A 19,228-nucleotide genomic window follows, 5' to 3' on the forward strand; every position below is an offset into this window, starting at 1 on the left:
AAGGTAAGCAATTGCTTACCTTTTTTCATATACGTCTTCTACACTTGACTAATAAATCGCAATCCTTTACTTAAAGACGTTGGGACAACAGATGCGTGATTCTCCCCTTCCGCTTCATAAAACTTAAATTTAAGTTTATCATGTGTTACTTGGAGAAGGCGCTCTGATAATTCATTTGCACCTACAACCATATGCTCTCGTTCTAGTGACCCAACTGTAAGGAATACCCCTGTTTCAAACTTAGCATTGTTTAATTCATTTATAAGGTTCTCTTCTTTTTCAAGTACGGATTGATTATTCCACCAAATAGACGGACTACTAATAAAATAATTTTGAAAAGCATTTACATTTGTAAATAGTATATGTAATGCAAATAATCCACCTAGAGAATGTCCAAATAACGTTTGTTTCTCTTTATCAATTTCAAAATTATTTTCAATTTGTGGTTTCAATTCTTCTTCAATAAACGTAAAGAAGTTATGTGCTCCTCCTGTTTTAGGCCACGGTTTGCCATCTGGTTTTAAAGGTGCATCTTTTGAAATTACGCTAGGCGTAAAATCATAACATCTTTCTTCTCCTGAAAATGCCCCTTCAATACGATAACCAATACCTACTATAATAGCTGGTGAAACACCTGTTTTCTCTGCTCTAACTGATTGTATTTTAACCGCTTCATGGAATGTTTGAAAAAAGGCATTGCCATCTAATACGTATATAACAGGATATCCTGACTCTGGTGCTGGCTGCCTCGGCTTTGAAATATGAATTTGATATTCTTTACCTTCTAATTTTGAATACATTTTCCACTGTTCTGTATTAAATGTAATAACCTGCTGTTTTTCAATAGTAGTATTCATCTTACATCCCCCCTTCTTAACTCGTTACATATATTTCTACTTTCTCTTCTTGAGATACAACGCTATCGTAACCGAAACAAACAGGAGACCCATTATACGGATCAATCATGACACGTGCATCAATATGAAATACTTCTTTTAACACTTCATTTGTAATTATTTCTTCTGGGCTACCAGTTGTAACGATTTCCCCTTCCTTCATTGCAATAATTTCATCTGAAAACCTTGCTGCATGGTTAATATCATGTAATACCATAACGACCGTACAATTATGTTCTTTATTTAACTTCTCCACAATTTGTAATACATCTAATTGATGAGACATATCAAGATATGTAGTTGGCTCATCTAATAGCAACACTTCTGTCTCTTGTGCTAAAGCCATCGCTAGCCATACCTTCTGTCGTTGACCACCTGATAAATTTGCAATTTGTCTCGTTCGAAATTCAGAAGTTTTCGTTATTTCTAATGCCCAATCAATCATTTCTTTATCTTTTGAAGTTAACTTATTTACGTTATTTCGATGTGGATAGCGTCCATAAGAAATTAACTCTTCTACTTTAAGCTCTCCTGGTGCAATTGGAGTTTGCGGAAGTAAAGCTAACTGCTTCGCAATTTCTTTCGTTGGAATTGTATTTAAATCCTGTCCTTGCAAATATACTTTACCGCTCTTTTGCTTTAAAATTCTTCCCATTGTTTTTAACAATGTCGATTTCCCGCACCCGTTTGGTCCTATAATTGTCGTTACTTTTCCTTCTTGTATTTCCACATTTAAATCGCGAAACACTGTAAGCTTTTCATAACTCGTTTCTAAATTTTTTGCACTTAAAATACTCACTTTTATTCCTCCTCTTACGCTTTCGCCTTATAAAGTAAATATAAGAAATACGGTACACCGACAATAGAAATAACGATTCCAACAGGTAACTCTACAGGGGTGAAAACTGTTTTTGCAATAAAGTCTGAAGCTATTACAAGGAACATTCCGATTACTCCACACGTAGGAATTATATATTTATGCTGAATACCGACGAGCCTTTTCGCTATATGCGGTGCCATTAATCCAATGAAACCAATACTTCCTGAAACAGCAACACATGCACTCACAAGTCCGATACTACTTAATAGTAAAATGGATTTCTCTCGTTCTACTGCAACACCTAAACTTGTAATACTCGTTTCTTCCAATTGAAATAAATCTAATAAATAAGCTTTCTTTTGTATAAGTGGAATTAAAATGATAAGCCACGGTAACATAGCAACAATATACTTCCAGTTTGCACTATATATGCTTCCAGACACCCAAACTGCAGCCATCTCGAAATCAGTTGACTTCATTTTGAGCGATAAATACATAGAAAACGCTCCAAATCCAGATCCAATTGCAATCCCTGTTAATAAAAGACGTTGCGAGTCTAACTTACCGTTTTTCCAAGAAAACAGATAAATTATTATAGCGGCTCCTAGCCCACCGACTAAACCAAACATCGGCATCATCATAATAGAAACCCAGTCTGTGCTCTTTAATTGCCCTTGAAAGAAGAACATGAAAATTACGATGGCTGTACCTGCTCCGGCATTCACTCCTAAAATACCTGGGTCCGCCAATCCATTTCTCGTAATCCCTTGAATTACAGCACCCGCAACACCGAGGCCTAATCCTACTAATCCAGCAATTACAATGCGCGGAAGGCGAAACTCAAAAATAACTAAATCGTGGTCTGGTACTGGATCTATTCTAAAGAGTGTTTTAAATACATCTGTAATCGTAATATCAAACGTACCATTCGTTAAACTAATATAAATAGCACATAATATTAAAAATATACTAATCCCCATTGTCATTCCAAAACGTTGACTTGAACTTTTAAGCATGTCTCTCTCCTCCTCTTGTACGGATTAAATAAAGGAAGAAAGGAATTCCAATTAAGGAAGTAACGACTCCAATTGGTGTTTCAAATGGATAGTTTACAAATCTACTTAAAATGTCACATAATGCTAAGAAAACTCCACCAATAACGCCTGCGCAAGGCAAAATCCACTTATAATCTACCCCAATTATAAAGCGCGTAATGTGTGGAATAATTAAACCTACAAAACCAACTTTCCCCACTAAAGCAACTGCTGTTCCTGTTAAAAAAATAACTGATAAAATTGCCATCGCTTTAACTAGTTTTGTACGCTGACCTAGATTAATAGAAACTTCTTCTCCTAAAGAAAGAATGGTAATAGATTTTGATATTAATAGTGCTAAAATTATACCAATTATCCCAAATGGTATCGTGATTTTAATGATATTAGGGTCCACTTGATCTAACTTTGCATTAAACCAAAAACTAACATTTTGAGAAATTTGGAAATATGAAGCCATCGCAGCCGATACACTACTTAAAAATGTTCCAATAACTGTCCCTATAATTGCTAATCTAACAGGGGATAAGCCATTTTGAAGGAGTGAGCCAAAACCAAACACTATACCGGCTCCTAGTGCAGAGCCAATCATTGAACATAAAACCATACCAATCGATGACATTCCCGGAAGAAAAATCATACAAAGTGTAATAACAAAGGCTGCACCATCCGTCACACCCATAATAGAAGGGGATGCAAGATAGTTTCTTGTCATCCCCTGCATAAGTGCTCCTGATATGGCTAGAAATGCTCCGACTAAAAGAGCTGCAACTACCCTTGGTAAACGTGAAGTAATAATAATATTATGATTTACATCGCTTGAATCAAAATGAAATAAAGCATTCCACACTGTTTCAGCATCAATGTTTTTCGCCCCATATAAAACAGAAAGTATAACTGTAAATAAAATCAATATGGGTGCTATACATAAAATGGTTACTGGTACCGCATTCGTTTTCTGCATATCATTCAACGCACCTTACTTATTGTATTATTTAGATAAATTTTTCACTGCTTCTTTTAAGAATGCTGTTTTACTCCAAGCTGTGCCACCTTGGGCCATTGGATCTACAACGTTTACAAATACTTTCTTTTCTTTCGCAGCATTCATACTTTGCCAAATTGGATTGCTTTCAATTTCTTCTAGCACTTTCGGGTTTTTATTTTCACTTGCCTCATATTGTAAGAAAACATAATCTGGGTTAAGTTCAGCAAGTTTTTCAAATGAAATTTTCTCTTGTGCTTTTACAGTTTTAAGTTGTTCTGGAGCAGTTAGTCCAAGATCTTTATAAATTACAGGGTTGAAGTATACTCCTTCTGGATATAGGAATAATTCATTTGCTCTTAGTCTAATTACAAGTACTTTTTTGTCTTTTAACTTATCTCCTAATTTTGCTTTTGCTTTTTCAGCGTCCGCATTGTAATCTTTAATAATTTTTTCTGCTTTATCTTTTTTACCAGTTAATTCTCCCATTAACTTTAAGTTATCTTCCCAATCTGTTGAAACGTGTGATACCGGGAACGTCGGAGCTACTTTCGTAAACTTTTCAGCTGTTTCTGCTGGGAATTTCGTACTAGATGTAATAACATCCGGTTTTAATTGAAGTAATGTTTCAAAATTAGGTTGCATTTTTTCACCCACAGATTTTGCACCCTCTAATTCTTTTTCAAGATACTTTGGTAATTTACCACCTACAGTAATTGCACCTACCGGTTTAATTCCAAGTACTGCCGCATCTTCCATTGACTCTAAACTAGCTGTCGCAATTTTATCTACTTTTGCTGGTACTGTATATTCTTTACCTAAATATGTAATCTTTCGCTTTTCGTCTTTTTTCGTTTCCGTAGCCTTTGTCTGTTGTTTTTGTTCCCCAGAAGTTTTGTCTGCACTATTACATGCTGCTAAACCAACACTTAAAACTGTAACCATCCCTAATGTAAATAACTTCTTGTTCATCTTTATATATCTCCTCTCAAAACTTGTAAATAGATTATTTTTATATGAAAACTTAACTACATGAAACTTGTCCCAAACATATATTTCATTAGATTAATAATTTTATCCGGAACTCATTCTCATTCACTTCCCCTAAACTATAATTCTTTTACACTTCATCCATCGATAACCTTTTTCAATGATAATGATTATCGTTACTAAGTATATATTTAATATGCAATTATTTCAAGAATGATTTGAAAAATTTTAACAAACTGAATTAAAAAGAAGTATCCGCCTATTATTAGCGAGATACTTCTTTTTTTAGAAATTTATATGTAATTCAACTGGACAATGGTCTGATCCCATTATTTCACTGTTAATTTTCGCCTCTGTTATTTTGTCTTTCATTCTTTCCGAGACAACAAAATAATCTAAACGCCATCCAATATTTTTTGCTCTCGCTCCCATACGATACGACCACCACGAATATGCTCCTTCCTGATCAGGATAAAGGTAGCGATACGTATCAACAAATCCTTCTTCTAAAGTACGTGTAAACTTCTCCCTCTCCTCATCAGAGAATCCAGGGTTTTTACGGTTACTTTTTGGATTTTTTAAATCTATTTCTTTATGTGCGACGTTTAAATCTCCGCAAAAAACAACTGATTTCTTTTCATTTAATCGTTTAATATAGGCCCTGAAATCATCTTCCCATTTCATTCTGTAATCTAAGCGTTCTAATCCACGTTTGGAGTTTGGTGTATATAACGTTATCATATAAAAATCTTCAAATTCTAACGTAATAACTCGTCCTTCTTGATCATGCTCTTCAATCCCTAAACCATATGTAACAGAAATCGGTTCTTTTTTCGTGAAAATAGCCGTTCCTGAGTAGCCTTTTTTCACAGCATAATTCCAATATGTATAATATCCCTCGGGATTTAAATCAATTTGTCCACTTTGTAATTTAATTTCCTGTAAACAAAATATATCTGCATTAGATTCTTCTAGATATTCTAGAAATCCACCTTTTGCAATAACTGCTCGCAAACCATTTACATTCCATGAAATCAACTTCATCTATGTTCCTCCTCTTGATGTGCATTTTCAATTTTCATGCTAACACAAAATAGATACCCTATCATAGTTTCATCTTTGTAATCTTGCTCTTACATTCGTAAATACGTACATACGTACTTTATTCAGGTTATACTAATGCCAGAGGTGATGTTCTGTGCATAATGAAGAGTTCACAGTAACAAATGAGTATTGGCAAGCAATTATTCATAATGACTCCACATATGATGACAAATTCTTTTACGCTGTAAAATCAACCGGCATTTTTTGCCGACCATCATGTAAATCGAGAATACCGAATAAAAACAATGTACGTATTTTTCTTAAGGCAGAGCAAGCATTACATGAAAATTTTCGTCCGTGTAAACGTTGTAAACCAAACGGGCTAACTTTACCTAATGAAGAATGGGTAGAGCAAATTAAAGAATATATCCAAAAACATTATTGTGACGTGTTAACCCTCGACTTACTCGCAGAAATATGCCATGGTAGCCCTTATCATCTACAACGCACTTTCAAGAAAATTGTAGGGATTAGTCCAATAGAATATATACAGCAATTCAGAATTAAAAAAGCGGCAGAATATCTTTCACATACAAATCAATCCGTTAAGGAAATTAGTACTGCTGTCGGGATAGAAAACTCGGAGTATTTCGCAACTTTATTTAAAAAGAAAACCGGATTTACTCCTACTGAATATCGAAAAAAGAACGAAATGAAAGAGGGATACAATAATGAATTCCTATAAAAATAAATCTATATATTGGGCGCTAATTACACATAAAAATTGGTGCTTGCATATTGCTGCAACTGAAAATGGACTATGTTTCATTGGATCTCAAGACGAAAACTTTGAAGAACTAAATTTGTGGGCTAGAAAAAAACTGCCACAGCATATATTGACTCACAATCCAGATTACCTGCTAACATATACGAAAGAAGTTATCGAGTATTTAGAAAACAAGCGAGAAACTTTTACATTCCCTATTGATGCTTACGGAACTGAATTTCAATTATCTGTTTGGAATACGGTACGTGAAATTCCTTATGGAAAAACATATTCTTATTCAGAAATTGCAGAAAGAATTCAAAAACCTACAGCTGTACGTGCCGTTGGGACTGCCGTTGGGGCAAATCCTCTGCTTATCACTATTCCTTGTCACCGCGTTATTGGGAAAAATGGTAAACTTACCGGTTTTAGAGGTGGTTTAGAAATGAAAAAAGAATTGCTCAAATTAGAAGCGCTTCGGGAGGAGTAAATATGACAGAGGATTGTAATGAAATATTGTCTTTAGTCGTTCCAAAAGAATTTAGTTTTCAAGAAAACTTACGCTATCTATCGCGTTCTAAAAATGAATGTATGTTTCATATTGAAAACAATAAAATCTATAAAGTCATTCCTGTTCAAAACATAAATCCATTAGTTGAAATTGGTTTGAATGCCAATAGTAATATTCAAATACGTTTTTTAGGAGCATCATATGTCTCTGAAAAATGGGCACACGATGCCGTATCTAACTATGTAAAAGAGTGGTTTGATTTAACTACTGATTTAGCTCCCTTCTATAAATTAGCTAAACACGACCCACTCCTTCAAAAACCCATTAAAGAATTTTACGGTCTTCGTACTTTGGGAATTCCGGATTTATTTGAAGCACTATGCTGGGGGATTCTAGGTCAACAAATCAACCTCACATATGCCTATACTCTAAAAAGAAGATTAGTCGAAAATTTTGGCGATTATGTAGATTGGAACGGTAGAAAACATTGGATATTCCCATCACCTGAAGTAATAGCAAATTTAGATGCAGAAGATCTCGCAACATTAAAAATGACTACAAGAAAGTGCGAATACTTAATTGACGTCGCGCAGCACATTACAGAAGGTAAATTATCAAAAGAATCTCTATTACAAATACAAGATGTGAAGCAAGCTGAAAAACAATTAACTAGCATTCGCGGTATAGGGCCATGGACAGCTCACTATGTTTTGATGCGTTGTTTACGATTCCCTTCAGCTTTTCCAATTGATGATGTTGGTTTGCATAATGCAATTAAATTTATAACAGGTTCCGAAAAGAAACCGACTAAAAATGAAATAAAAGAATTTGCATCAAATTGGACAAATTGGGAGTCTTACGCGACTTTTTATTTGTGGCGGGTGCTATATTAAAATTTCCTAATAAAAAATAGATAGGGAAACCTATCTATTTTTTCACATGTAAAAACTTCACACATACTGGCTCTGGAACATTTACGTCCGTCTGTACAAGCGTTAGCTCCCCTGTCATTTCATCCCTAGCAAATAAAGTCAAAGTATTAGATCTTTCATTCGCTGCAATTAAAAATTTTCCATCCGGATCTAAAGAAAAATCACGTGGCCAATCCCCTTCTGTCGATACTGTTTCAATAAAAGCGAGCTCTCCATTGTGCTCATTCACTCGGAAAACCGCGATACTATTATGTCCCCTATTTGCTGCGTAAACAAACTTGCCATCAGAAGAAATGTGAATTGCACTTCCGTAACTATCTTTTCTAAAATCTTCAGGTAATGTAGAAATGTATTGTTTTTCTTTAAAACTGCCACTCTTTGCATCATATTGAAGTACAATAATCTCTGAACTTAATTCTGTCATAACATATGCATACTGCGCACTTGGATGAAATATAAGATGCCTTGGACCACTACCATGTTTTACAGATAACCGTGTAACTTCTATTAGTTCTCCATCACTTTCTTTATATGTAATCACCTTGTCTATTCCTAAATCAACTGCTACTACATATTTTTCATCAGGAGTAAAATCTATATAATGAGCATGTGCCTTTTCTTGCCTTTCCTTATTTGGTCCTGACCCTTTATGTTCTACAATTACCGTAGCAGCATTTAAACTTCCATTATCCTTTTTCACTAAATAGGACTCTACTGTTCCTTTATGATAATTAGCTGCTACTACTATACTATTCTCCCGATTCACACTTACATAGCACGGCGATGCCCCTTCTAAAACTTGCATGCTAATCGAATTTAGATTACCGGATTTATTATGAATAGAAAAACTAGCAATTCCACCTAACCCATTATCTTTCGCAACAGAATAAAGGTACTCGTTGTTATGACTAATCGTTACATATGTCGGACTTCCTATATGAGCTGCTAATTCAATCCCTTTAAGTTCTCCGATGTTCGTATCAAGTATAAATTTATAAATCCCCTTACTCTCTGCTTTGGTATATGTCCCTATATAACCATGAAACTGATTTTCACTCATAACATTTCCCCCTTTTACAAACGTCTTGTAACAAGTTTCACTTTGTATTTTTACTATAGAAAAGAACCAAGTAGCACTTCATTACTACTTGGTTCTCTTTTTAAGCTTGTTCTTCAAATCGTCTTGCGATTTCTACAATTACTTGAACAGCTTTTTCCATAGTATCTACCGAAACATACTCAAATTTACCGTGATAGTTTTCACCACCAGTGAAAATATTTGGCGTTGGTAATCCCATATATGATAATTGCGATCCATCTGTTCCACCGCGAATTGGATGAATATTCGGTTCAATATTTAAACTTTTCATTGCCTCATACGCAATATCAACAATTTCTCTCACCGGTTCAATTTTTTCAAGCATATTATAATACTGATCATTCATCTCTAAAACGATTGCATCTTCGCCGTACTTCTCTTGCATGTTTTTCACAATATCTTTAATATTATTTTTACGCGCTTCAAAATGATTACGATCAAAATCTCGAATAATATAGTAAGCTTTACTTTGCTCGACATCACCATTTAAAGAGAGTAAATGATAAAACCCTTCATATCCCTCTGTATATTCTGGCGCCTCTTCTACTGGTAACTGTCTATCGAATTCCATAGCGAGTTTACTTGCGTTACGCATTTTGTTTTTCGCTGTTCCAGGATGTGTATTTGTCCCTCTAAAAGTTAATTTGGCACTTGCAGCGTTAAAACTCTCATATTCTAAACCACCTAATGGACCTCCGTCCATTGTATAAGCAAACGATGCACCAAACGCTTCTACATCAAAATGCGATGGTCCACGGCCAATTTCTTCATCCGGTGTAAATGCTACTCTTATTTTTCCATGCTTAATTTGCGGATTATGTATTAAATAATTCATTGCGACCATGATTTCTGTAAGACCAGCTTTATCATCTGCTCCAAGAAGTGTTGTACCATCAGTTGTAATAATTGTATGTCCTTTATATGATGGTAATTCCGGGAACTGTTCAGGTGTTAACACAACATTTAATTCTTCATTTAACGTAATCGCATTACCATCAAAATTTTCATGAATTTGTGGTTTTACGTTTTCCCCTGTAAAATCTGTTGCTGTGTCTAAATGAGCTAAAAAGCCGATTACAGGAACATCCTTATCTGTATTAGCAGGCAGTGTTGCCATTACGTAACCATTTTCATCCATCGTCACTTCTGATAACCCAATCTCTTTCAACTCTTCCACTAATAACTTACCAAACTCAATTTGCCCTGGTGTTGTAGGCACTGTATAACTTTCTTCATTTGATTGTGTATCAATCTTTACATATCTCGTAAATCTTTCAATAAGTTCTTGTTTCAAATTCGTTCACTCCTTTTATAGTTCTCTCTCTATTATAATCCTTATAACGAAATATTTTAACTTTTTTGACTGTGAAAATATATATCCATTTACATTTTTAATAAATCATAAAAAGACATAACATTTGTACATTTAAATTCAAACATGTAATATACATCATTATATATTGGGAGGTTTTAAAGATGAGGCTAACTCTCTTTCGCTATTTTCTTTTTTTCCTAGGATTAATTTTTTTTGGACTTGGAAATGCTCTCGCAGTCAAAGTTAAATTCCTCGGTTTACACCCTTGGGAAGTTTTAAATATGGCTCTCTACCAACGATTTGGGTGGACAATTGGCACTTGGAGTGTCATATGTGGATTATGTCTCGTTCTTATCTCTTTACTAGTAGATCGAAAATATATAAACGTGGGCACATTTTTAAATGCACTACTTATCGGTCCTATTATGGACTTTTTCTTACAATCAAAAATCCTTCCAAACGCTAGTGATTATTTATGGATAAACTTACTCATTTTATTTTCTGGTATTGCAATTACAGGCATTGGGGGCGGCATGTACGTTGCGGCTGGCATTGGTGCTGGACCCCGCGATGGATTCATGCTTACCATTTCTGACAAAACTGGGTTATCTATTAGCCGTGCTCGAATTATTGTAGAATGCTTTGTACTAGTCATTGGATACATGCTAGGAGGTCCTGTTTTTATCGTAACTTTTCTATACACTTTTATTCAAAGTCCAATATTCCAGCATTCATTTAAGGTATTTCAAAAACTCTTACATACTTTAAATAACAAAAACAAAGAACGTATTAGTGAAAATATTTAAAACTCAACTTAATGCAAAAGAGTGTGTTTTAAAAGTAATTTTTAAAACACACTCCATATACCCCATTTCATTCTTCTCTCCATAATCTCTCTACATTCATTAATTGCTCTTCTTTAAATTCTAGCTTATATATATCCGGTTTGGATGTATTCATTAAAAATTCAAGTCCATATTGATTATCAAAATAGTTCATCATTAGTGTCATTACAAGCCCATGTGTACCAATTACAATTTTATGTCCTTGAAAATTCATTAATATTTCTTTTAACACTCTCACTACTCTTCGCTGACAATCCGCATATGACTCTCCATCCGTCAGTGCATATTCTGGATTAAAAAACATCTCCCTTACAAGTGGGTACACTTCCTTATCCGATATAATTTTATTTTCATTTGAAAACTTACACTCTTTAAGACCTTCATATACTAATATTTCTTTTTCATGGAGATTCGCTGACTCTTCTATCGTTAACATAGCCCTCTTATACGGACTTGAAATGAAAGTATTAATTCCCTCTGTTTCTAATATCTCAGTTATTCTTTGAGCATCTAAAATTCCCTTATCAGTTAATCCACGTGTTCTTTCATTTCCTTCTAATTTTGGCGATTCACCATGCCTAACCATATAGATATATGTATTCATAATTCCTCCCTTTTCTATATCCCTCTTTAAAGACATGACTATCAACCCATAAGAATATACGTTCTTATTTCATATCTTTCCAGAACAAATTATCAAATGTTAATTTTCAGATAAATTCACAAAAAAGCTTCCCCTTGATTTTATCCCCTTCAAGGAAGCTTATATATATTTTCTTTTACACTATCAAAACTCGAAACGTCTTTCTCCTCTAGTTTCGCCACACCTCATTCTTCTATTTTCATCAATACAATTCTCCAACCATCCGGATCTTCTATCGTTATCCCCTTTTCTTTCCAATACGGATTTTCTGGTTCTACTTCACCATACCCCATTGTATGCAGCCTTTTACTCACTTTTTTCATTTCACTATCTTCTCGCATGTAAAATACAAGTAAGTTATCTTTTGTTGGAGCTGGACATGGGCTCCCATCTATATATCTTGTAAATTCTAAATGATATTCTTCATCTGGTAGTCCAAACATGACGCCATCGTAACCTTCATGACCGTAAAATTCACCTATACGCTTTAAACCTAATCCTTTTTCATAGAATGCTATAACCTCTTCAAACTTATCTGTTGGACGTGCTATTCGAAACTTCACCCAATTTTTCATGCTTTTCCTCCCATACTAAAAACGTAATGAATGACTATATTTTATTGTATATTCTTAAAACATTTTTGAAATCCCTCATTAGTATGAAAATAGATACATACAAAGGTGTTCCTTACTAGCCTATAACAATCAAAAACTCACCTAGAAAGAAAATCCCATCATTTTATATGCAAATTTGCATCTTCACTTGCAAAGCACTAAAAAACCTTTAAAATATACCGGATGACTAAATATACAATTCCCATCTAAAATCTTGATACACTAAAAATCATTAAATGTAGTGTTTTTTCATTTTCAAGAATTATTGCACTCTTGTTTTTTTCCTTATAAGCATGCTTTTTATAAGGAAATCTGATACAATCCTTAAGTAATATTATTACGTATAGATATTACGAATATAGTACATACTTAAAGAAGGTGATTTTTTTGAAATTAAATAAAAATTTACAGCTATGTATATTAATCACAACATTAATATGCTATTCAATCTATTTTATGTTTTTCTTTCTGTTCCCTACTAATTTTTCAAATTTCAATGTACGCTTCGCTTCACTCATCGTTGAAGTCATTACATTTATATCGCTAATTTACTCTATATACTCTAAAAAAGTTAGTTCAAATCCTTTTTGGATATGTATTACAATTGCAATTGGTAGTTTTTTATTAGGAAAAGTAGTATATACGTATCAAGATACCTTTTTCGAACTTCCAATACATCATTTTACTATTTCTGATGTATTTTACATGTTTTTTCTATTCTTCTGCCTTATCGCTTTTTGCTATAAGATCTTAAAAGAATGCAATAAATGGGAAAAAGCTTTCTTTATTTGTGATATATGTATAGTACTTACTTCCATATTCACATTGGAATGGTATTTATTTAATCAGCCAAATTTAAATATATTCTCACTTTCACTCGCAGATATTTTCCTTTCATTTCTATATCCAATTGCAGATCTATTATTTCTTCTACTAGGTGTTAGTCTCTTTTTCCGCCCAACAATTTTTAAGTCCAAGCGGAAAATTTATATCTTTATTTTTGTATTAATTAGTTCTGCAACTTTTAACTATATTTATTTTTACTTAAATACCCATTTATCAACTGACACTATAACATTTTTACGTCTTTTATATAGAATACCTATATTGCTTATCGCAATAGCTGGGTCTATTTCAGAAGATGATAATAGCCATAAAAATTATTTCATTGTAAACCCTATACTAGGAAAGAAAGTTTTAGTCGTATTTCCCTATCTTGCTGTTGCAATACTAATCGGGTTTACATTAAAAGAACAAACATCGTCTTCAACTCTCATTACAGGAAATTGTATCGCTTTTGTTTTCGTACTTATTCGCCATTCTATTGTGCGTATGCAAAACGACACCCTAACAAAACGTTTACAAGTATTTAATGCTCAACTAGAAGAAAAAGTTACTTTAAGAACTTCTGATTTAGTCCATAAATCAGAGGCCCTATCTCAGAAACAACAAAAATTCAAATCATTATATGAATATCATCCTGATCCCATTTTTACGATTGATTTAAATGGAATATTCTTAAATGTAAATAAAGCAGGAAGTATACTACTTGGAGCACCAACGAACGAGTTACTTGGTGAGACATGTTTTTCTATTATTTTAGATGCAGATAAACATAAACTGATATCTGCATTAGAAAAAGTTAAACAACAAGAATCAGCATCCTTACAACTTAGTTCTCAATATAAAGATGGCTTTACTTATTTTTTATACGTTACCATCGTTCCTATTATGATAGATGGACAAATTTCAGGAAGCTATATTATGGTAAAGGATATTACCGCACTAAAAAAACAACAAGAAGAAATAAAATATTTAGCATTCCACGATACTGTAACGAAAATTGGGAATCGATCCTTTTTCCATAGGAAGCTAAGAAAATTTATAAAAAATGCTCAAACAACACAAAGTGAGTTTGCATTATTATATTTAGATTTAGATCGCTTTAAAGTAATTAACGATACACTTGGACATTCGTCAGGTGATTACATATTAGAAGAAGTAGCAAAGCGATTCCAATCATGTCTTCCATCACATACTCATCTGTCAAGAATCGGTGGTGATGAGTTTACAATCTTAATTGAAAACTATACTGACGAATATTCCTTATTCGAGTTATGTAACCAATTATTTGAAAGCATGGAAAAGCCGTTTGTCATACATGAGCATAAATTAACTTTATCACTGAGTATCGGTATCTCCATTTATCCACATTCCGGAATCGATACCGCTACACTTCTGAAAAACGCTAATGTTGCAATGTATGATGCAAAGGCAAAAGAGCTTAACTCTGTCTCTATTTATGACGATGTAATCGCTAAAAAAATCGAAAGACGATTACGATTAGAAAAAGATTTACCAAACGCAATACAAAATGAAGAATTGTTCCTTTTGTATCAACCTCAAGTTGATAGTGAATCTAATAAAATTATCGGTGCAGAAGCTTTAATCAGGTGGAATCATCCTGAATTAGGTGTTATTTCTCCATACGAGTTTATTCCGATTGCAGAAGAAACACTACAAATTATTCCAATAGGAAAATGGACATTACAGCAGGCTTGTGAGCAAATGAAACGTTGGCATGCACTCGGATATTCGCATTTAAAAATAGGGGTAAATTTATCTGCTAAAGAATTTGAACAAGAAGGATTTGTAAAATCTATTTCTTCTACTTTAGCAACTACAGGCTTACCAGCAAGTTCCCTTGATCTAGAATTAACAGAACGAATTGCAATGATGGATGAGAGAGAAACATTGATAAAACTGCGTACACTAAAAAGTTTAGGGATTCACATTTCAATCGACGACTTTGGTACAGGCTATTCTTCCCTAGCCTACTTACCTTTATATCCAATCGATACGTTAAAAATCCCAAGAGAATTTATTACAATGTCTGAAACGTGTGAAGATGGAATGGAAATCATTAAAACAATCATCACATTAGCAAATACATTAGGAATGTCTGTCATTGCTGAAGGCGTAGAAACGAAAGAACACGTAAATTTCCTTCAAAAAAATAAATGTCAGTTTATTCAAGGTTACTATTACAGTAAACCTATTTATGCCAATGCATTTACTAAGCTGTTAGAAAACGGTATTCGTCCATAGTAAATCAAAATGCATATAACTCTATACGGAATGTAATCGTTATAGGTAATAATGAATTTGAACAACTATAGTAAAAAGGAAAGAAAATAATTTCTTTCCTTTTTTTATTATTTAACTACTTCATTTATTAAATCTATTAATTGATGAATTCCCTCCTCATTTGTTTTCTTAAATCCATTCATGTTTTGAATATATCTCTCCTTATTTACATACAACTTATTTACCACATCTGTAAATGTACTGGTGCTTATTCTATCTTGAAGTAATACTTCCGCATATCCTTGCCTAGAAAAATAGTCAGCATTTAAAACTTGATCCCCTCTACTAGAACCATTAGTTAACGGAATAAGCAACATCGGTTTCTTCAAAAATAACAATTCAGAAATAGCAGTAGAACCAGCCCTGGAAACTACAACACTTGCCATATTCAGTATATGTGGCAACTCTTCCCCTATATATTCAAATTGCATATAACCTTCCATTCCGATAGAAGGATCCACCTTCCCTTTACCACACATATGAACAATATTAAAACTTAATAATAATGTATCTAAACTTTTCCTTACCATATCATTTATCCACTTAGCACCTTGACTCCCACCCATTATTAACAATACCGGTTTATCTTGCTGAAATTCACAATACCTTCTTCCTCGTAATACGTTACCTCTCTCAATTTCTTCCCTTACAATTGGTCCTACATAAACCTTTTTCTCATTACTTACATTCTTCCCTGTATGAGGGAATGTTGTGCATAGTTTTGTAGCAAAAGGTAATGCTATTTTATTTGCAAGTCCTAACGTGCTATCTGGTTCACGTATTACGATAGGTACACTATTTAACCATGCCCCTATTACTACAGGAACTGAAACAAATCCTCCTGCCGAAAAGATAACGTCAGGCTTTATTTTCTTAATTAATTTATAACTTTGTAAGCAGCCTTTTATAATTTTAAAAGGATCTTTAAAGTTCTCCCAATCCCAATATCTCCGGAGCTTCCCCGTTGAAATACTATTGTACTTAACATTTTGAACTAATAATTTTTCAATTCCATTTTGAGATCCAATATACTCAACTCCCCATCCTTTTTCCATAAATTTAGGAATCAATACCATATTAATCATTACGTGTCCGGCTGTACCGCCCCCAGTAAAGAGAATCTTTTTATTCATAACTTATATCCACCTTTATCATTTAAAGTCTAGCTTTATAGTAATCTTTCAAATGTACATTAACTTACTATGATTTATATAAATCTTTAACTCCAGACCTATGTCTTGCAAAAGATTTTTGATGAGTTCATAAAAATCATTTCCATACTCACTACATTCATACTGAGTAAAGACTTGGATTACAGGCCTAGTTCCTGTATATATTGTTTTGGGGTTTCGATTAACCTTTTCCACATATGCTCGACATGTATTTATCGCCTCATAGATGCGCAAAACATGTTCTTCTTCATCTTTCCAATCTAGCGTATCAACAATCGAAAGCGATAGCATATTTTGATTATTTATAGTCTCATAACAATTCATATATTTCTTACATCCTTTTATATTTTTCATTAAATGCAGATGTCACGACACTTCGCATACTCAAGTACATCTTTTAATGATTGCTGAAATGGGATTTCTGGAACCCAACCTAACTTTTTTATATCCTCTAATACTAAACTTTCATTTGAGCTGCTCCCACTATTCTCTTTTTCTTTTATAGTAAAATTCAGCTGTGTTAATCCTTTATATTGTTCCAATACATCTAATAAAGAGCGTTTTACTCCTGATCCAATATTATATTGTTTTCCATTTATACCATCACGTAATAACACATGATACGCTTTAACTGCATCACGTACATCTAGAAAGTCTCTACTATCTTTCAAACTGTTTACTTCAATAATCGCTTTACTTCTACCCGATTCTATATCTATCATTTTTTTTGCGAGAATTGAACAAACACCATTCGATACTCCTGGACCAATTAAATTTGAGGGCTTTGCAATGATAATATTTGAATCCATTAATCCGCCCCAAGCCTCCGCAATAATGACTTGCATAGTTTTACTTAAACTATATGGATTTGAAACTTTTATGTTTTTCATACTATCTGCTTGCAATGCAGATCCTATAACTAATGTTTTACAATGCGAGGCTTCCTGCTTAATCGCTTCTAATAAATATAAAGTCCCTATTACGTTAATCTCTATATATTCCAGAGAAGCTGTCCAAGACTCATTAACTGAGTTTCTTCCTGCTAAATGCAATACATAGTCTGGTTTTATTTGTTTAATTACCTTCATTACTTCACTCTTATTAGTTAAATCACAAGTAATACCATTTTCGATTTTTTCTCTATGTGAACGATTTTGAAACATAGGAATTACATGAAAGCCCTGCTCTAAAAAATATTGGCAAGCATGACGTCCTGTGAAGCCATTTGCACCAGTTATTAAAAGGCTCGCATTTCTTTTCATCGTAAAAACCCTCCTTTTTCTAACATTTGTTTCACCTCATGTTTTGTAAGTAAGTCTTGTTGAGAACTAAAACTCTTCACATCCACAAGCGGATAACTAGCATAATATTCTTGAAGTCCTTCTATAGGAATAGTCGGTAGTACCACAAAATAATTTTGATCAAAACTAATACTTGTTTTACTCTCTACCTCAGATAAAAGCATTTCACTTAATTTTTCACCAGGTCTTATCCCTACCTCTTTTATCTTCACGTTTTCTTTTTTTGAATCTTCAATCAATATTCTTGCTAAATCCGTTATTTTACATGCTGGCATTTTCATAACAAAGATTTCTCCTCCTCTTCCTTCAGATGCTGCTTTAAATAACAATCCAACAGCATCTTCAATGGTTAAGAAAAATCTAGTCATATTTGCATCGGTAATCCCTACTTTTGAAGATTGCTTAATTTGCTTTTTAAAAAGCGGTACCACACTTCCACTCGTCCCTAAAACATTTCCACCACGAACACAAATGAATTTTGTTTTCTTCGTTTGTATATTCGCATGAACCATTAACTTTTCACCAATTGCTTTTGTCATCCCATACGTATTTGATGGATCGGCCGCTTTATCAGTTGAAACATATATAACTTTCTCAACTTGATTCTGGATAGATGCTTCAATTACATTTTGCGTACCATGTATATTTGTTTTTATAGCTTCATAAGGATAATACTCACATACTGGAACATGTTTTAAAGCTGCGAGATGGAATACATAATGTACACCTTGGCAAGCATATACTAGTTGCTCTTTATCACGAATATCTCCAATAATAAATTTCAATCTCTCTTCATTTATAAACTGTTGCTGCATTTCAAACTGAACCGTTTCATTCCTTGAAAAAACTCTAATTTCTTTCGGTGATTTTTCTAATAGTTGTTTTATAAGTTCATGTCCCCACGAACCTGTACCACCAGTAATTAAAATTATTTTATTAAGCATTCCTTTTCCTCCTACCATACATTTCAATTCAAATTGTATTTATTAAGGTTATTGAATTATTTTCAATTGATTCAAATCATAATCGTCGTTTGTTACATTTAATTGACAAAATAAAAAAACAGAAACTATTTTTTAATAGTTTCTGTTTTTCA

General features: G+C 33.4%; 19 protein-coding genes. 5 read left to right on the plus strand and 14 right to left on the minus strand.

The annotated features are described in order from the left end of the window. Nucleotides 1-38 precede the first annotated feature (38 nt). The 6 genes from NSQ69_RS18360 to NSQ69_RS18385 all read right to left on the minus strand — a co-directional run bounded on the left by NSQ69_RS18360 (nucleotide 39) and on the right by NSQ69_RS18385 (nucleotide 5,787). On the minus strand, nucleotides 39-857 hold the full coding sequence (locus NSQ69_RS18360; RefSeq protein WP_215577310.1) for an alpha/beta hydrolase: 819 nt from the start codon (nucleotides 855-857) through the stop codon (nucleotides 39-41). Between the two features lie 16 nt (nucleotides 858-873). After that, on the minus strand, nucleotides 874-1,695 hold the full coding sequence (locus NSQ69_RS18365; protein WP_002014663.1) for an ABC transporter ATP-binding protein: 822 nt from the start codon (nucleotides 1,693-1,695) through the stop codon (nucleotides 874-876). Nucleotides 1,696-1,709: 14 nt separating this feature from the next. Next, nucleotides 1,710-2,732: a FecCD family ABC transporter permease gene (locus NSQ69_RS18370; RefSeq protein WP_002128652.1), complete on the minus strand. Its 1,023-nt coding sequence runs from the start codon at nucleotides 2,730-2,732 to the stop codon at nucleotides 1,710-1,712. Beyond that, nucleotides 2,725-3,732, minus strand: a complete 1,008-nt coding sequence (locus NSQ69_RS18375; RefSeq protein ID WP_002014660.1) for a FecCD family ABC transporter permease — start codon at nucleotides 3,730-3,732, stop codon at nucleotides 2,725-2,727. The genes NSQ69_RS18370 and NSQ69_RS18375 overlap by 8 nt, the downstream gene beginning before the upstream one ends. A 27-nt stretch (nucleotides 3,733-3,759) precedes the next feature. Continuing rightward, a complete protein-coding gene (locus NSQ69_RS18380) occupies nucleotides 3,760-4,725 on the minus strand; it encodes an iron-hydroxamate ABC transporter substrate-binding protein (protein ID WP_002185107.1) in 966 nt (321 codons plus the stop codon). Between the two features lie 303 nt (nucleotides 4,726-5,028). Next, a complete protein-coding gene (locus NSQ69_RS18385) occupies nucleotides 5,029-5,787 on the minus strand; it encodes an exodeoxyribonuclease III (protein WP_002185106.1) in 759 nt (252 codons plus the stop codon). A gap of 154 nt (nucleotides 5,788-5,941) precedes the next feature. On the opposite strand from NSQ69_RS18385, the gene NSQ69_RS18390 reads away from it, so the two are divergent. Genes NSQ69_RS18390 through NSQ69_RS18400 form a run of 3 tightly spaced genes read left to right on the plus strand, consistent with a single transcriptional unit; the run spans nucleotide 5,942 to nucleotide 7,957 of the window. Continuing rightward, nucleotides 5,942-6,532 (plus strand): bifunctional transcriptional activator/DNA repair enzyme AdaA, encoded by a 591-nt coding sequence (locus tag NSQ69_RS18390; RefSeq protein ID WP_002185105.1) that lies wholly within the window; start codon nucleotides 5,942-5,944, stop codon nucleotides 6,530-6,532. Continuing rightward, on the plus strand, nucleotides 6,519-7,043 hold the full coding sequence (locus NSQ69_RS18395; RefSeq protein ID WP_016120666.1) for a methylated-DNA--[protein]-cysteine S-methyltransferase: 525 nt from the start codon (nucleotides 6,519-6,521) through the stop codon (nucleotides 7,041-7,043). The genes NSQ69_RS18390 and NSQ69_RS18395 overlap by 14 nt, the downstream gene beginning before the upstream one ends. A gap of 2 nt (nucleotides 7,044-7,045) precedes the next feature. Beyond that, on the plus strand, nucleotides 7,046-7,957 hold the full coding sequence (locus NSQ69_RS18400; RefSeq protein WP_016120667.1) for a DNA-3-methyladenine glycosylase 2: 912 nt from the start codon (nucleotides 7,046-7,048) through the stop codon (nucleotides 7,955-7,957). 34 nt (nucleotides 7,958-7,991) lie between these two features. Here NSQ69_RS18400 and NSQ69_RS18405 read toward each other — a convergent pair whose 3' ends face one another. Together NSQ69_RS18405 and pepT are read right to left on the minus strand one after the other, a co-directional pair. Next, nucleotides 7,992-9,056 carry a lactonase family protein gene (locus NSQ69_RS18405; protein WP_002128663.1) on the minus strand — a complete coding sequence of 355 codons (1,065 nt, stop codon included), beginning with the start codon at nucleotides 9,054-9,056 and terminating at the stop codon, nucleotides 7,992-7,994. 100 nt (nucleotides 9,057-9,156) lie between these two features. Then, nucleotides 9,157-10,389 (minus strand): peptidase T, encoded by a 1,233-nt coding sequence (pepT, locus tag NSQ69_RS18410; RefSeq protein WP_341099597.1) that lies wholly within the window; start codon nucleotides 10,387-10,389, stop codon nucleotides 9,157-9,159. A gap of 182 nt (nucleotides 10,390-10,571) precedes the next feature. Here pepT and NSQ69_RS18415 point away from each other — a divergent pair, with 182 nt between their 5' ends. Beyond that, nucleotides 10,572-11,216, plus strand: a complete 645-nt coding sequence (locus tag NSQ69_RS18415; RefSeq protein ID WP_002128666.1) for a YczE/YyaS/YitT family protein — start codon at nucleotides 10,572-10,574, stop codon at nucleotides 11,214-11,216. 67 nt (nucleotides 11,217-11,283) lie between these two features. On the opposite strand, the gene NSQ69_RS18420 is transcribed toward NSQ69_RS18415, so the two are convergent. Continuing rightward, on the minus strand, nucleotides 11,284-11,859 hold the full coding sequence (locus NSQ69_RS18420) for a histidine phosphatase family protein (RefSeq protein WP_341099598.1): 576 nt from the start codon (nucleotides 11,857-11,859) through the stop codon (nucleotides 11,284-11,286). Between the two features lie 224 nt (nucleotides 11,860-12,083). Beyond that, nucleotides 12,084-12,473, minus strand: a complete 390-nt coding sequence (locus NSQ69_RS18425; RefSeq protein WP_002014647.1) for a VOC family protein — start codon at nucleotides 12,471-12,473, stop codon at nucleotides 12,084-12,086. A 426-nt stretch (nucleotides 12,474-12,899) separates the two neighbouring features. Here NSQ69_RS18425 and NSQ69_RS18430 point away from each other — a divergent pair, with 426 nt between their 5' ends. Continuing rightward, nucleotides 12,900-15,620, plus strand: a complete 2,721-nt coding sequence (locus NSQ69_RS18430; RefSeq protein ID WP_002128670.1) for a putative bifunctional diguanylate cyclase/phosphodiesterase — start codon at nucleotides 12,900-12,902, stop codon at nucleotides 15,618-15,620. A 107-nt stretch (nucleotides 15,621-15,727) separates the two neighbouring features. Here the strand turns inward: NSQ69_RS18430 and NSQ69_RS18435 are convergent, their stop codons facing one another. The 4 genes from NSQ69_RS18435 to NSQ69_RS18450 are packed head-to-tail and all read right to left on the minus strand — an operon-like array spanning nucleotide 15,728 to nucleotide 19,076. Further along, nucleotides 15,728-16,792 (minus strand): undecaprenyldiphospho-muramoylpentapeptide beta-N-acetylglucosaminyltransferase, encoded by a 1,065-nt coding sequence (locus tag NSQ69_RS18435; RefSeq protein ID WP_061674386.1) that lies wholly within the window; start codon nucleotides 16,790-16,792, stop codon nucleotides 15,728-15,730. Between the two features lie 48 nt (nucleotides 16,793-16,840). Continuing rightward, nucleotides 16,841-17,185 carry a DUF6572 domain-containing protein gene (locus NSQ69_RS18440; protein WP_176126944.1) on the minus strand — a complete coding sequence of 115 codons (345 nt, stop codon included), beginning with the start codon at nucleotides 17,183-17,185 and terminating at the stop codon, nucleotides 16,841-16,843. Beyond that, nucleotides 17,185-18,093 carry an NAD-dependent epimerase/dehydratase family protein gene (locus NSQ69_RS18445; RefSeq protein WP_063219197.1) on the minus strand — a complete coding sequence of 303 codons (909 nt, stop codon included), beginning with the start codon at nucleotides 18,091-18,093 and terminating at the stop codon, nucleotides 17,185-17,187. Before NSQ69_RS18445 ends, NSQ69_RS18440 begins: the two co-directional genes overlap by 1 nt. Then, nucleotides 18,090-19,076 (minus strand): UDP-N-acetylglucosamine 4,6-dehydratase family protein, encoded by a 987-nt coding sequence (locus tag NSQ69_RS18450; RefSeq protein WP_063219196.1) that lies wholly within the window; start codon nucleotides 19,074-19,076, stop codon nucleotides 18,090-18,092. Before NSQ69_RS18450 ends, NSQ69_RS18445 begins: the two co-directional genes overlap by 4 nt. Nucleotides 19,077-19,228: the final 152 nt, after the last annotated feature.

Origin of the sequence: Bacillus sp. FSL R10-2201 (assembly GCF_038008665.1) — a bacterium.
Classification (GTDB): Bacteria; Bacillota; Bacilli; order Bacillales; family Bacillaceae_G; genus Bacillus_A; species Bacillus_A mycoides.